Annotated in this window: 14 protein-coding genes; 13 read left to right on the top strand and 1 reads right to left on the bottom strand. The window is 34.5% G+C overall.

What is annotated here, in order from left to right:
• The first annotated feature begins 11 nt into the window (after nucleotides 1-11).
• From C4S29_RS05625 to C4S29_RS05565, 13 genes are all read left to right on the top strand, one after another.
• Nucleotides 12-1388, top strand: coding sequence for a c-type cytochrome (locus C4S29_RS05625; protein ID WP_103913171.1), 1377 nt, complete (start codon nucleotides 12-14; stop codon nucleotides 1386-1388).
• Nucleotides 1389-1410: 22 nt separating this feature from the next.
• Nucleotides 1411-4500: a TAT-variant-translocated molybdopterin oxidoreductase gene (locus C4S29_RS05620; RefSeq protein WP_103913170.1), complete on the top strand. Its 3090-nt coding sequence runs from the start codon at nucleotides 1411-1413 to the stop codon at nucleotides 4498-4500.
• Between the two features lie 18 nt (nucleotides 4501-4518).
• On the top strand, nucleotides 4519-5916 hold the full coding sequence (nrfD, locus tag C4S29_RS05615) for an NrfD/PsrC family molybdoenzyme membrane anchor subunit (RefSeq protein ID WP_103913169.1): 1398 nt from the start codon (nucleotides 4519-4521) through the stop codon (nucleotides 5914-5916).
• A complete protein-coding gene (locus tag C4S29_RS05610; RefSeq protein ID WP_103913168.1) occupies nucleotides 5903-6424 on the top strand; it encodes a DUF3341 domain-containing protein in 522 nt (173 codons plus the stop codon). The genes nrfD and C4S29_RS05610 overlap by 14 nt, the downstream gene beginning before the upstream one ends.
• Nucleotides 6425-6470: 46 nt before the next feature.
• Entirely contained in the window at nucleotides 6471-7142 is a 672-nt protein-coding gene (locus C4S29_RS05605) for a c-type cytochrome (RefSeq protein WP_103913167.1), read from the top strand.
• A 14-nt stretch (nucleotides 7143-7156) separates the two neighbouring features.
• Nucleotides 7157-8488, top strand: a complete 1332-nt coding sequence (locus C4S29_RS05600; RefSeq protein WP_103913166.1) for a quinol:cytochrome C oxidoreductase — start codon at nucleotides 7157-7159, stop codon at nucleotides 8486-8488.
• Nucleotides 8489-8602: 114 nt separating this feature from the next.
• On the top strand, nucleotides 8603-9763 hold the full coding sequence (locus C4S29_RS05595; protein ID WP_103913165.1) for a hypothetical protein: 1161 nt from the start codon (nucleotides 8603-8605) through the stop codon (nucleotides 9761-9763).
• A gap of 318 nt (nucleotides 9764-10081) precedes the next feature.
• On the top strand, nucleotides 10082-10795 hold the full coding sequence (locus tag C4S29_RS05590; protein WP_103913164.1) for a YfgM family protein: 714 nt from the start codon (nucleotides 10082-10084) through the stop codon (nucleotides 10793-10795).
• A gap of 3 nt (nucleotides 10796-10798) precedes the next feature.
• Nucleotides 10799-11314 carry a 6,7-dimethyl-8-ribityllumazine synthase gene (ribH, locus tag C4S29_RS05585; protein WP_103913163.1) on the top strand — a complete coding sequence of 172 codons (516 nt, stop codon included), beginning with the start codon at nucleotides 10799-10801 and terminating at the stop codon, nucleotides 11312-11314.
• A 100-nt stretch (nucleotides 11315-11414) separates the two neighbouring features.
• Complete coding sequence (locus C4S29_RS05580; protein ID WP_103913162.1) at nucleotides 11415-12242, top strand: phosphatase PAP2 family protein; 828 nt, start codon at nucleotides 11415-11417, stop codon at nucleotides 12240-12242.
• Nucleotides 12229-13749, top strand: coding sequence for a phosphoethanolamine--lipid A transferase EptA (gene eptA / locus C4S29_RS05575; protein WP_103913161.1), 1521 nt, complete (start codon nucleotides 12229-12231; stop codon nucleotides 13747-13749). The genes C4S29_RS05580 and eptA overlap by 14 nt, the downstream gene beginning before the upstream one ends.
• Before the next feature lie 142 nt (nucleotides 13750-13891).
• A complete protein-coding gene (gene ypfJ / locus C4S29_RS05570) occupies nucleotides 13892-14749 on the top strand; it encodes a KPN_02809 family neutral zinc metallopeptidase (RefSeq protein WP_103913160.1) in 858 nt (285 codons plus the stop codon).
• A 9-nt stretch (nucleotides 14750-14758) separates the two neighbouring features.
• Complete coding sequence (locus tag C4S29_RS05565; protein ID WP_103913159.1) at nucleotides 14759-15064, top strand: hypothetical protein; 306 nt, start codon at nucleotides 14759-14761, stop codon at nucleotides 15062-15064.
• Nucleotides 15065-15088: 24 nt separating this feature from the next.
• Here C4S29_RS05565 and C4S29_RS05560 read toward each other — a convergent pair whose 3' ends face one another.
• The gene (locus C4S29_RS05560) at nucleotides 15089-15625 is read right to left on the bottom strand and encodes an RNA methyltransferase (RefSeq protein WP_103913430.1); all 537 of its coding nucleotides are present in this window, start codon (nucleotides 15623-15625) and stop codon (nucleotides 15089-15091) included.
• Nucleotides 15626-15659 lie beyond the last annotated feature (34 nt).

Raw genomic sequence — 15659 nt, 5'->3', positions numbered from 1 at the left:
AGATTACTTAAATGATAAGTTGGAGAAAGCATTACAAAACTCTGTTGATTAGTGTAGGGTTACTACTATCAGCAAGTGCTTCTGTTCACGCCCAAGACGGCGATCCTGTAAATGGCGAAAAACTTTTTAAAGCAAACTGTACTGCTTGTCACGCTTTAGACAAGCAAATAGTAGGTCCTGCTTTAGGAGGAATTGTAGCAAAGGTAAAAGCAGAGCAAAATTTAGGCCCAGATTGGTTGCACAAATGGATAAAAGACAACAAGGCGCTTAGAGCTTCAGGCGACAAATATGCCAATGAAATTTTTCTAAAATTTAACAAAACCGAAATGCTTCAGTTTCCGAATCTAACAGATAAGGATATTGATGATATTTTGGCGTACACCACTAATCCACCTGCAGCACCTGCGGCAGATGCAACAGCAGCAAATGGCGCCGCTGGAGCAGATGCAAATTCTGTGGCTGCGTTGGAAGCGGCAAAAAATAGCGCTGCAACTTCTAAAATTATTTTAACAAGTTTAGTGGTAATCGCAGGGCTTCTACTTTGGTTGCTTCTAAAATTACGACAACTGGTAAAAATTCAGCAATCACAAGAATTAACCGATCTTGAATCTTCCAAAGCATTTTCTTTTGCAGAAACCTACGAGAAATACAGGTATGTTGGCACAGGACTTTTAACTGTTCTCGCAATATTTGCCGCATATGGAGTATGGAACTGGCTCATGTGGGTTGGTGTTTATAAAGGATATAAACCAGAACAACCTATTTATTTTTCCCACAGAATACATGCAGGTGTAAATAAAATAGATTGCCAACTTTGCCACTCTTCAGCCAAGTATGGAAAAGTTTCAGAAATACCTTCATTAAATGTTTGTATGAACTGTCATAAAATGATTCCTGAATACAAAGGAAAATACATCGAACCTGGAAAAGACAGAGATTTCTATACTGGTGAGATAAAAAAATTATACGAACACGTTGGTTGGGATAGCGATAAAATGAGCTACACAGGTAAGACTTCGCCTGTTCAATGGACTAGAATTCACAATATGCCAGATTTTGTTTATTTCAACCACGCACAACACGTTGTTGCTGGGGAGAAAGCAATTATAAAATCTTTCAACGAGAAACATCCTAACGATAAAATAGATGTAGTCTGTAAAGCTTGCCACGGAAAAATCGACACTATGAACGTGGTGCAAATGGCAAATGATTTCACAATGGGATGGTGTATTGAATGTCACAGAACGACAGAGATCGACATGACAAACGGATACAATAAGGTTTATTTTAAAAACTTACACGAGAAACTCAAAAAGCAATATGGCTCTGGCGCAAAAATCACTGTAAGTGCAATAGGAGGTATAGAGTGTGGTAAATGTCATTATTAATAACGAAAAATTAGAAGTATAAATGGCTTCAAATAAAATACAATTCAGAAGTATTCACGAACTAAAAGACCCGACGCTAAATGCGAAGTTGGCTTTGAAAGAATTTCAAAATGAAATTCCTGTTGATGAATTTCTAGGCGATGCCGAAAAAATGAACCAATCGGGAACATCCCGTAGAGATTTTCTTAAAATTTTGGGCTTTTCTACAGCAGCGGTAACTCTTGCCGCCTGTGAAGCACCAGTTATTAAAAGTATTCCTTATGTGGTAAAACCGCATAATATTATACCTGGTATTCCAAATTATTTTGCAACATCTTATTTTAATGGATCAGATTTCGCAAGTGTTTTAGTAAAAACAAGAGAAGGACGGCCGATTAAAATTGAAGCAAATACAATTGCTGGTGATTTGGGTAAAACTTCTGCAAGAGCACAAGCATCTGTTTTATCCTTATATGATAACGATAAAATTAAACAGCCAAAATTAGATGGTAAAGATGATACATTTGATAGTGTAGATTCTTACGTTTTAAAAAGTTTAAAAGAAACTGCGGCTACAGGAAAAAAAATAGTAGTTTTATCTCACTCTTTTCCAAGCCCAACATTTAAAAAGTTATTCGGGGATTTTAAAGCAAAATACCCAACCGCTGAACTTGTAACTTACGATGCTATACCTTATAACGCAGCATTAGACGCATCGCAAGAAGTTTTCGGACAACGGGCTCTACCGGTTTATGATTTAACTAATACAGAATTAGTTGTTTCATTTCATGCAGATTTCTTAGAAACCTATTTAGCAGCAAATCTTCAAAGTACCTATTCGAAAGCAAGAAAACCGGGACCAAATATGCTTCGTCATATTCAGATAGAATCTAATATGTCTTTAACTGGTGCAAATGCTGACTCAAGAATTAGACTAAAACCAAGCGACGCAAATAAACTTTTAGTAGAAGTTTACAACGGTCTAAATGGTGGAACTTCAAACAAACAAGCAGCAGAGATTGTAAAAGAATTACAAGCAAAAGGCTCTAAAGCAGTCGTATTTGCAGATGGTTCAAAAGCAGCGATAGTTTTATCTTATTTAATAAATCAAAAACTTGGCTCTAACGCTTTCACAGGAAAAGCCAATTTATTAAAAGAATTTGATGGTGCTAGATATCAAGAATTTTTAACTTGGTTAAACAATGGGCAAGTTGGTACTTTAATTACCAATAACGTCAACCCAGTTTATTCTTCATCAAAAGCACAAAGCGATTCTTTCAAGAAATTAGTTAAAAAAGTACCGAACGTTATTTCATTTTCAGAGAAAAAAGATGAAATGTACCAATTGGCGAAAGCAGTAATACCTGTGGCACACTGGTTAGAATCTTGGGGAGATATTATGCCAAGAACAGGTGTATATTCTTTGATGCAGCCAACTATTCAAAAAGTCTATAAACCGCGCCAATTAGAAGAATCCCTTTTGGTTTGGATTAATGGAAAAAATAGCCCAAAAAATAATTATTACAATTATTTAAAAGCGAACGCAACACCAATTCTAGGTTCAGTTTCTTTTAATAAAGGGCTATATGGTGGCTATAATGAAGTTGCCGCTGGTTCAGGATTATCTTATACTGGTGGAAATGCAACACAAGCCATTGCTGAACTTGGTAATTTTAAAGCAGCAAATTTAGAATTAGTTTTATACACAAAAGCAGCAATAGGTGATGGCGCTCAAGCAAATAACCCGTGGTTGCAAGAACTTCCAGATGGTATTTCTAGATTATCTTGGGATAACTATTTAACAATGTCTCCTAAAGACGCAAAAGCCTTAGGTTTTGAAAATACTCTTAATGCTCGAATGCAATTGGATGGATCGTTAGTAGATTTAACTGCGAATGGAGTGACCATAGAAAACGTACCAATTTTTATACAACCAGGACAAGCAGATGGTTCCGTAGGTTTAGCATTAGGTTATGGAAAAAAATTCTGTGGAAAATCTGCAGAAACAGGTGTAAATGCCTACCCATTGTTCGACGGATCTAACTTAACAATATCAAATGTAAGTTTAAAAAGTAGAGACAAAATGTATGAATTTGCAGGTATGCAACTTCAAAATACATTGATGGGAAGATATGAAATTGCAAAAGAAGTACCTCTCGAAAAATTTTTAACCGTAAAATTTGATGATACATCTAAAGATGCAGAAGGTAACGTAAAAGGATGGAATGTACCTTTAGAAATGCACACTATAAATGAAACTCTTCCACTAGGAAAAGTAGATTTGTGGGATGCATTTGATGATACAGATGGTCCACACTTTAATCTTTCAATAGATTTAAATTCTTGCACGGGATGCGGCGCTTGCGTAGTAGCTTGTCAGGCAGAAAATAATGTTCCTGTCGTTGGAAAAGAAGAAGTGAGAATGTCTCGTGATATGTATTGGTTAAGAATTGACCGTTACTATACCGCAATTGAAAAAATAGAAACTAAAGAGTTTGTAGATAGAGGTCTAAATGCGGCGGAACTTTACGGAGGTCCATTCACAGATGGAATACTTAATCATCCAGCAGACAATCCGGATGTGATATTTCAGCCGGTAATGTGCCAACATTGTAATCATGCTCCTTGCGAAACAGTTTGCCCTGTTGCAGCAACCTCACATGGTAAAGAAGGCCAAAATATGATGGCTTACAATAGATGTATTGGTACCAGATATTGCGCAAACAACTGTCCATATAAAGTAAGAAGATTTAATTGGTTTACTTATAATTTGAATGATAAATTCGATTATAATATGAACAATGATCTTGGCAGAATGGTTCTAAATCCTGATGTAGCAGTAAGAACAAGAGGTGTAATGGAAAAATGCTCTATGTGTATCCAACTTACACAAGTCACAATTTTAGAAGCTAAAAAAGCCAATCGAGTTGTAAAGGATGGGGAGTTTCATATTGCTTGTGCAAGCGCCTGTCCAACTGAAGCTATCAAATTTGGTGATATGAATGATAAAGCATCAGAAGTTAGATCATTATATAATGATGATCGCAAATATGTGCTTTTGGAAGAAATAGGCACAAAACCAAATGTATTTTACCATACAAAGGTTAGAAATAGAAAAGAAAACAACGTTTAAAAAATAAATAGGTAAAAAATGTCAGGACATTACGAAGCTCCGATAAGAGAACCTTTAATAGTTGGTCACAAAACTTATCACGATATTTCAAATGATATCGCTAGACCCATAGAAGAAAGAGCCGGCAAACTTTGGTGGTATTCAATCTACGCCGCTCTTGCACTATTCATTTACGGTTTTGGCTGTATTGCATATACCATTGGGACTGGTATAGGTGCTTGGGGATTAAACAGAACCATAAACTGGGGCTGGGATATTACCAACTTTGTTTGGTGGGTCGGTATCGGGCACGCCGGAACTTTAATTTCTGCCGTACTTCTATTATTTAGACAACGATGGAGAATGTCCGTAAACCGCTCCGCGGAAGCAATGACTATCTTCGCAGTTGTGCAAGCAGCAATTTTCCCAGTGATACACATGGGTAGAGTTTGGGTAGGCTATTGGGTATTTCCATTACCAAATCAATTTGGATCTGTATGGCCAAACTTTAACTCGCCTTTACTTTGGGATGTATTTGCAATTTCAACCTATTTTTCTGTTTCCACAGTATTTTGGTTTATGGGCTTAATTCCTGATTTTGCTATGATTCGAGATAGAGCGAAAACACCATGGACAAAAAAAATATACACGTTTCTTTCCTTCGGATGGGGTGGAAAAGCAAAACATTGGCAAAGGTTTGAAGAATTATCATTAGTTCTTGCTGGTTTAGCAACACCACTTGTATTCTCGGTTCATACCACGGTATCTTTTGACTTTGCAACGTCAGTAATAAAAGGATGGCACTCTACAATATACCCACCTTATTTCGTAGCAGGTGCAATTTTTTCTGGATTTGCAATGGTACAAACGCTACTATTGGTTGCCAGAAAAGTATGTCATCTAGAAGAATATATTACAATTTATCATATAGAAATAATGAATATTGTAATTATACTAACTGGCGGTATGGTAACTGTCGCTTATGCCACAGAATATTTTATTGGCTGGTATTCAGGTTCAAGATTTGAAGATTTTACTTATCTTTCTCCAGGTGCAGCAACCGGGCCATATTGGTGGGCATTCTGGGCATTGATTACTTGTAATTTAATAGTACCTGCGGCTTTCTGGTTTAAAAAAGTTAGAACCAATATTATAGCAACATTCATTATTGCATTAATTATTAACATAGGAATGTGGTTTGAAAGATTTGATATTATCGTAATCAATCTATCACGTGATTACCTACCATCTTCTTGGACGATGTTTAAACCAACAATTATAGATGTAGGTGTATATTTAGGAACAATAGGGTTTTTCTCTACTTTATTCCTACTTTATGCAAGAACGTTCCCTGTTATTGCACAGGCTGAACTTAAAACAATTTTGAAAATATCAGGTGAAACTTATAAAGCAAAAGAAGGAGATGAGCACCATTAAAAAAATATTTGGCCTTTATGGCGACGATGACGATTTGATGAACGGCGTAAAAGCCTTCAACGAAAAAGGAATCGCAATTGCGGAAGTATACACACCTTTTCCCGTGCATGGTTTAGACAAAGCACTTGGCTTAAAGAAAACTAGAATTTCCGATGCTGCTTATATTTATGCAGTTTATGGATTAACAATCGGAATTTTAGTAACTTACTACATTATGAATCATGATTGGCCGCAAGATATCGGTGGCAAACCATCTTTCGATTGGGCTCATAACATGCCCGCTTTTGTAGTTCCGATGTTTGAATTAACGGTTTTTTGTTCAGCACACATGATGTCTCTTACGTTTTTAATAAGAAACAAAATGTATCCTTTTTGCCCCCCTCAAAACCCTGATCCAAGAACGACGGATGATAAATTTATGATAGAACTATTATCCGATGATGTGGAATCTATAAAGCAATTACTTGTAGAAACAGGTGTAGAAGAAATTACTATAAAAGATGCTTAATTGAATTACAGTAGAATCATTAAGTAAATAAATAATTAAATTTCAAATGAAAAAGAAATTTTTAAAAATAATAGCCACTTTAAGTATAGGAAGTATTTTACTAACTTCTTGTGGTCCAAAAGATCAACCACCATTGGTTTATTTTCCAGATATGTATTTCCCTGTAGCGTATGATCCTTTGCAAAAAGCAGACATTGCATATTCGGATCACGAAAACGAAATCCCTTTATTTGTAGCCAATGATGGCGCCACAGGTTTAGGTCCAGTTACCGGGACTGTTTCTCAAAATGAAGATCATATTGTAGAATCCAATAACGATGTTCCACAAACTCCTGATGAATATAACAGCGGATACGATGCATCCAAAACTTATACAGTTTCACCGTTAGATCCAGCAAATAAAGAAAAAGATTTAGCAAGAGGTAAAATACTTTTTGAGCATACTTGTTCTGCTTGTCATGGAGTAAATGGTGATGGACAAGGCCCAATTGTAATGAGTGGTGCCTACCAAGGTGTACCAAAATATGCAGATAGAGACATAACAGTAGGATCAGTACATTATGTATTGACACACGGCAGAAACGCAATGGGCTCTTACGCAGGGATGCTAAATGTTGGCGATAGATGGAGAGTCGCAATGTATGTGATGAATGCATTTAAATCTACACCCACAATGGCTGCTGCAAAACCAGCCAAAACTACAGCAACTACAAAATAATAAAAGAAATAAAAATGTATAATTTTTCACCAAAATTAAGATTATATTCAATTATACTTATCGCTTTAGGATTAGTACTTTTCGGAGTTGGGTATTTTATGAATCACAATATAGATTCTGTTCGTATAGAAAATATGATGGAAACTGTTCATGAAAATGGCAAAAATTTACCTAGTAATTCCAGCGAATTAGTAGGCCCACAAGACCATGCTGCTCACCTAGAACATGCTACATTACAAGTGCACAATCAGCCATTGGCAGCCATACACCTTGTCGCAGTATTTTTATTTGCTTTAAGTTGTTGCGCCCTTTTCTTCTACTCCATGCAAACTGCTGCCCACGCGGGATGGTCTATAATAATACTAAGAGTGATGGAAGCCATTTCCACCTATATCCCTTATGGAGGTGTAATTTTGCTTATAATAGTTGGTATCAATATATCTCATTATGGTCATATTTTTCATTGGATGGATCCTTCTTTAACAGATCCCCATTCTCAAAATTTTGATTCTATTTTATACGAAAAGAAAAAATTCTTAAATATTCCATGGTACGCAGTTCGAACATTAATATATGTAGGAGGTGCTTCGTTTTTCGCTTGGAAATTAAAAGCAATGTCTAAAAAAGTAGATGAAACTAAATCTAAAGAAGATTATCAAACTTTTTATAAATGGAATGTTGGCTATATCGCATTCTTCGGCTTTGCATCTGCTGCTTGGGCTTGGGATTGGTTGATGTCAATAGATCCACACTGGTATTCTACCATGTATATTTGGTATGCTATGGTAAGTGCTTGGGTAAGCGCAATAGCGACAATCATTTTAATTTCTGTTTACTTAAAGAAAAAAGGCGCTTTACCACAATTTAATGACAACCATTTACACGATTTAGGCGTATTCTTGTTTGCACTAAGTATGCTGTGGACTTACACCTGGTTCGCTCAATTTATGCTTTATTGGTACGCAAATATTCCAGAAGAAGTAAATTATTTCTTCGGAAGATTTGAATACTACGGAATAACATACTTGCCAATGCTCATTTTAAATTTCTTACTACCATTATTAATTTTAGTAAGTAGCAGTATCAAAAGAAACTATAAAGTACTAGTAATCACATCAATAATAGTTCTTGTCGGTCATTGGGCAGATTATTTTAATATGGTAATGCCTGGTACAGTTGGCCCTTATTGGAGAACGCCAGAAGTATTTCTACTCGTTTTCGGCGCGATGTTCTTTGTAGTAGGTTTATTTATTTTAGTTGTAATGACAAGACTTTCAAAAGAAAAACTTATTCCTGTAGGCAACCCATTCTTACATGAATCAGAAATTTACGAATATCCTTTTTAAGATTCAATAAATTTTTAATTATAAAAAAATCCCGACATTTCGTTGGGATTTTTTTATTTAAATATACCACCTCTCTATTCTATATTTTACTAAATTTGTATAAAACATAGCATTATGAAAAAAGGTTATTATTTCTTGTTTTTAGCACTGCTCCTTTTGAGCGCTTGCAAAAAAACCGCAGTAGATTCTACTTCAATCAAAACTTTTCAAAACAGTATCAATGATTTAGAATCTAGTTTACCGACCATTAAACAAATCAAATTCAATGAAGCACTTTATATTTTAAAGAAATTTGGTGTAGAAGGAAATGATGATATTTCAGAATTAAAAGCATTATCAAAACTTTTAAACGGTAAAAAAGTTCCTGAAATATTCGCAATGGCTGACAAAATAGCACAAGAAAATAATATTGATTGGACGAGTACTGGTCCTCCTTCTCTAGGCGAAATGAATATTTTCGGCACCGAAAGCGCCACCGAAAAAGATCCTAATGAGATCAACGCAGATGCGCTTACAATTACCACAACTCCAATTGCAGTTGATAGTATCGTGGGTGCAAAAGCTTTGCAAATTATTCCACGACTTGTAGATAACTCCGGTAAACCTATTTCTTTTGATGGCGCTGGTTTAGAAACCATCTTAGAAGTTTCTAGCAATGGTACTCGGCTTCTAACATCAAGAAATTTAATGCAAAATAATAACTTCAAAGGCTTTACCTTAAAATTCGCCTCTTTACCAACAGATAAAATTTTTGATGATAAAATTGACATCAAAATATCGGTAAAAAGTTCGAAAAAAACATACCAAATGATTAAAACTGGTGTTTCAGTAAACAGTAAAGCACTGTCAATTCCTGTTACAATAGATCCAGATAACGCAGTTTCAGATTCTACAAACACCAATTCTACAAATCCCGAAAATCCTGATATCGCAAAAGTAGCAGTAGAAAATCCTAAAACCACAGTCACAAAATTTTTAAATTATATAAGTACTCAAAACCTTAAAGGTGCTTATGATGCATCAAACAATCCCAATTGGGGAAATTTTGAGCAATTTTCAAATCCAAATTCAGGTTTCGGGTCTGTGAAAAATTTGAACGTATCAAATATTTCTACAAAAACGGTAACCGACAACGCTGCTTCTGTAAACGCTGATTATGATGTAACCGATAAAAGCGGCAATACAGTGATCTTGAATGTAACCTATGGTTTAAAAAATACAAATGGCACCTGGAAAATTACAAGTTACAAAATCAATTCGTCTAAAAAGAAATAACCTATAATTACTAAAATTTCTATTCTGAAAATAATAGAAATTGTTTGATTGCCTTTACTGAAAACTACGTCTATTCTACATTAGCTATGTTGAACTAAATTTATTTGAAAATCAGTTTGCGATCTTAAAATTATAAAATGTAAACCTTTAGGTCATTTTATCTTGAAGGCTTTTAAGCAAGCGAAAATGCCCCAATTATTTTCCAAGAAAACTTAATTACAAGAAAACTGTAATTAAATTATAAAATTTTTAAATTCTATTAACTATTTTGTAAATCCCTTAGAAACAATTAAATTTGCAACTCTATTCTAAAAAATTATGGCAAACAAGCAAAACAATAAAAAAGCACTTCGTAAAAATGAAGGTAAAGAAACGGTAGAGTTTTTTAAAGATTTAGATAAAGATGCGTTAAATACCGAGCGCTTTATTGAGCGCTATACAAAACAAATAAGCATTTTATTTGGCGTTTTAATATTAGGTATTTTAGGCTATTTCGCTTACCAACAATTTATTGTAGCACCCAAAAACCTTGAAGCAACTAAAAGTTATCTCATTGCACAAAAAAATTTAGCAGAAGGTAAAGATGATTTGGCTTTAGGTGGAAAATCTGCTGCAAACCCTGGTTTTACGGGCACATACAAAGAATATCCTTCCACAGATGCTGGCAAATTATCAGCATACAATGCAGGTCTTTTAGAATTTAAAAAAGGGAATTATCAAAAAGCCTACGATTTGTTAGACGATTTCGACTCTGATAACAAAACATTAGTCGCTATGAAATATGGCGCAATGGCAGATTGCCAATCTAATTTGAATAAAAATGATGATGCACTTTCTCTTTTAGATAAAGCCGCATCTGCATCAGACGATCCTTACACAAGTTACTATTTTACTAGAAAAGCTGGGCTTTTGGCTTTAGCTTTGAACAAAAAAGACGCCGCCAAAAAATATTTTTCAACCATCGACGAAAAATATAAAGATTATGACAACGGCCAATCTGATGCACAAATAGAAATGACAAAATATTATTAAAAAATGGCAACCGTAAATCTTTCAGATTATAAGCCTTTAAATATTACAAATGCCGATGAATACAACATCGGCATTGTGTTTTCGGAGTGGAATGATTTCGTTACTTTTAATCTACGAGACGCCGCTTTAGAAATTTTACAAAAAGAAGGCGTACAAAAAGAAAATATTAAAATGTTTCCCGTTCCGGGTGCTTTTGAATTAAATTATGCAACCATGCAACTTTGCAAACAAGGTAATTTTGATGCAGTAATCGCCATTGGATGCGTCATACGTGGCGAGACACCTCATTTTGATTTTATCTGTGAAGCAGTTGCACACGGCATAAAAGATTGTAATGTTTTTACGGAAATCCCTGCTATTTTTTGTGTTTTAACCGACAATACAAAAGAACAATCTATCGCCAGAAGTGGCGGCGATTTGGGAAACAAAGGTGTAGAAGCTGCAGTTACTGCATTGAAGATGATAGATTTTAAAAGAAAACTAGATAATAAACCAAGCCATATCGGTTTTGGAAAATAATAATTTTCACTTCTAAAGTAGCGCTCGAATTCAACAAAAGTTTATAAATTGAGAATTATTAAACAACTTTGACAGTATAAATCTGAAACAAAAAAATAGCATGAATAAAAATATTATTGATAATTTCTCAAAACTCAATCGATCTCTATTTTTCTTACCACTCGTTTTTTTACTTATAATTGTTTTTTTTCTTTATAGCCAAAATGCTCTAAATGTGGCGCAATATGTGCAAATTCAGAAAAGTTATTTCATATTAATTAATTCAAAATTATCGCAATTTCCTACTCTGATTTATAATCTCACGCAAATTGGCGATGCGCTCATTTTCCTATCAATTCTTACCGTTTTTTTTATAAATGCACCAAAAATGTGGGAGGCTCTAATATCCGCATCTTTAGTTTCTTTAATCTTATCGCGAGCACTAAAAAGTATTTTTTCTGTCCCAAGACCTGCGGAAATTTTAGATCATCACAGCTTTGTAATTGTAGGGAAAACCTTAAAGGGATTTAGCAGTTTGCCTTCCGGCCATTCTATCACAATTTTTACCGTACTCACTGTTTTGCTTTATGCTTTAATGCCAGAAAAATTACCTAAAAAAATATTTTGGACTTTACTCCTATTTTTTATCGGAATTACACTGATTTCCACACGTGTTGGGTTGGGCGCGCATTATCCGCTAGATGTTATTACAGGCAGCGCAATTGGCTATTTTTGCGGACTTTCTGGTATTTTCATTAGCAGAAAATATAAAATCTGGAATTGGATTGCGCTAAAAAAATATTATCCCTTTTTCATCGCGTTATTTCTGGTCTGCAGTATCATAATTATCATTAAAATTATTAACGAAAATTTAATTATCTTCTATTTTCCATTAGCAGGTTTAATTTTTTCACTTTTTAAAATTACACAAGAATATGTTAAAAAATAATTTAAAATTAATCCATTTTGCACTCTTGATGAGCGCGCTTAATTTTCTATTCTTTCATCTGCCTTTTTTTACTTTTGTTTTTAAAAATCTTGATTATAAAAGTTTTAATGGCATTATGATTATTATAAGTTTAATAATTGCAATGTTGGTGGCAAATGCTTTCGTATTTTATTTGTTCTTTTTTCTAAGCCGCATCGTTGGGAAGTTTCTACTATCACTTACCTTTATCATCAGTGCAATCGCAGTTTATTTCATCAATACCTATGGCGTTATAATAGATGAAAGTATGATTGGCAACGTTCTCAACACCAATTATGCAGAATCTAGCAGTTTTTTTTCCTTTAAATTAGTTTTGTACGTTATTCTATTTGGTATTCTTCCAAGTATTTTTATTATTAAAGTTAAAATCATCAATGTAAGTTTGAAAAAATTTTTAATGACCATTGGTTTTACTTTACTCTTTTTGCTAACGTTAGTATTTGCAAATGCTAGTAATTGGCTTTGGATAGATAAAAATTCTAAAACATTGGGTGGCTTGGCAATGCCGTGGTCTTATTCGGTAAACCTTTCGCTTTTTTTTATTCATAAATCCCAAAAAAATCAAAAAGAAATTTTATTGCCAAATGCAACTATAAAAGACAATCAAAAGTCTGTCGTGGTCTTAGTGATAGGCGAATCTGCACGAAGAGCCAATTTTTCTTTGTATGGCTACAGCAAAAATACAAATCCATTACTTTCCAAAATACCGAACGTTTATCATTTTGATGCTACATCTAGCGCTACATACACTACAGCGGGCGTAAAAAGTATTTTAGAATCTAATGATTCAGATCAATTAACAGAAATTTTGCCCAATTATCTCTATAGAAACAATGCTGAAGTTATATGGCGAACCACAAACTGGGGAGAACCGCCCGTGCATATAAAACATTATGAAAACAGAGAAGCCTTAATGCCAAACTGCAAAGGCGAAGGCTGCAACTACGACGAAATTCTTTTATCTGGCTTAAAAGAAGAAATATTGGCCAGCAAAAAAAATAAAATTTTAGTGATTTTGCATACCAGCACAAGCCACGGCCCTACTTATAGTAAGAAATATCCACCAAAATTTGAAACTTTCAAACCTGTTTGCAACAGCGTAGAATTAGGAAATTGCTCACACACAGAACTCGTGAATGCCTACGACAATACTATTGTTTATACCGATTATATTTTAGCCAATGTCATCAAAGATTTAAAACAATTGAAAGGTTACAAAAGCACTATGATTTTTGTATCAGACCACGGTGAATCTTTAGGAGAAAACAACTTGTATATGCACGGAATTCCGCGAAGTATTGCACCAAAAGAGCAATATGAAATCCCGTTTATTGTTTGGGTATCCGATAATTCTAAACAACTCAAATCGTTTAAAACTTTGGATCAACACTACGTATTTCACAGCGTTTTAAATTTTTTAAATATAGGAAGTCCTATTTATAATGAGAAATTGAATATTTATAAATAATCTGATTTATTTTTTTTGTATTTAAAAAAATTCAACTCTTTTTACTTAAAAATAATTTTAAAATTACCCCATCTCTCTTCTCATAAAAATTTTTATTTTTAATAATGTTTAATTTTGTATTTTTAAAATCTAAATTTAAACTATGAGATGGACAAACGACAGTAGCGACAACGTAGACGACAGACGCGGCAGACGAAGCGGTGGCGGCGCAATAGTAGGCGGCGGAATCGGAACTATAATAATTGCTGCAATTGTTTTTTTCCTTGGCGGCGATCCTTCTGCAATTTTAAGTTCGGGGATGCACCAGCAATCTTCGCCAACTGAACAACGCGATTTGACTCCACAAGAATTGAAAATGCGCCAATTCGTAAAAATGGTGACGGGCGAAACCGAACAAACCTGGACGGCAGAATTCCAAAAAATGGGTATGACTTACAGAAAACCGCACGTTGTGATGTTTGAAGGCCAAACCAATTCAGGTTGCGGAACAGCACAAGCCGCAATGGGACCATTTTATTGCCCCGCAGACGAAACCGTTTATATGGATATGAGTTTCTTTAATGAAATGCAACAAAAATTTGGCGCAAGAGTAACAGAGTTTACCATCGCTTATGTAATGGCACACGAAATCGGGCATCACGTACAAACCCTTTTGGGAACTACGCAAAAAGTTGATCAACTTAGAAATAGCGGAAGATATTCTGAGGCCGACATGAACCGTGTTTCCGTCGCTACAGAACTTCAGGCAGATTTTTATGCCGGCGTTTGGGCAAAATTAACAGATGAAAGAGAACATATTTTAGAACCTGGCGATATTCAAAGTGCCATGGAAGCCGCCGCCGCAGTGGGTGATGATAATATACAACGTAGAAGTTCTGGCTATGTAAATCAGGAAGCTTTTACACACGGAAGTTCTGCGCAACGGCAAGAATGGTTTATGAAAGGTTACACAACCGGAGACATAAAGCAGGGCGACACTTTTAACGCGCTTTTGAAATAAAATTTTCGGATGAAAAATTATCCACTTTTAATTCCCAAAAAAATTGCCCTGTTAATTTCTATTACTGGTTTCTTCGCTATATTTTTCGGTATATTATTGAAAATAAGCCACTGGTATTTTGGTTTAGTAACAGGAGATATTTTGATACCATTTGGTGTGATTCTCACTTACTCAATCTGGTTCGTAGTTTTAAACGATTTATTGAATAACTATGTAAAAAACAAAAACTTATGGTTAATAGGGATGTTTCTTTTTAGTGGAGCGATTGCAAATTTTTATTTATATTTTAGAGAATCTATTTTGAAAGATTCATAAAATCCTACAATTTTGAAGATTCTTTCATTTCAAATTTTTAAAAAACTCCCAAATTACAATTCCGCCGCAAACGCTAACATTTAAAGAATGCTTCGTTCCCATTTGCGGAATTTCTAAAAAAGTATCATAAAGCGGAAGTGCATTTTCACTTAAACCATCGACTTCATTTCCTAAAACCACGGCATATTTTTCGTCTTTTTTAATTTCAAATTTCTCTAAAGAAACGCTGCATGTAGTTTGTTCAATACCAATAATTTGATAATTTTCTTGCTTTAAGTTTTTTAAAGCCGTTTCAATCGATTCTTCATAAATCCAATCTACACTATCCGTCGCACCCAAAGCGGCTTTGTGAATTTCCCGATGTGGCGGTTTTGGCGTGATGCCGCACAAAACTATTTTTTCTACAATAAATGCATCAGAAATTCTAAAAACCGCGCCTACATTGTGCATACTTCTCACATCATCTAAAACGACTACAAGTGGAATTTTTTTAATTTCTTTAAAAGTTTCCACATTTATCCTTCCAAGTTCTTCTAATTTCAATTTCTGCGTAGGCTGCATTTTTCGTATTTTTGACAAAATTAAGATTTTTAAA

The organism is Halpernia humi (assembly GCF_900108025.1).
Classification (GTDB): Bacteria; Bacteroidota; Bacteroidia; order Flavobacteriales; family Weeksellaceae; genus Halpernia; species Halpernia humi.
The sequence above is the reverse complement of the archived record's forward strand: the minus strand, read 5'-3'. Positions and strand labels throughout refer to the sequence as shown.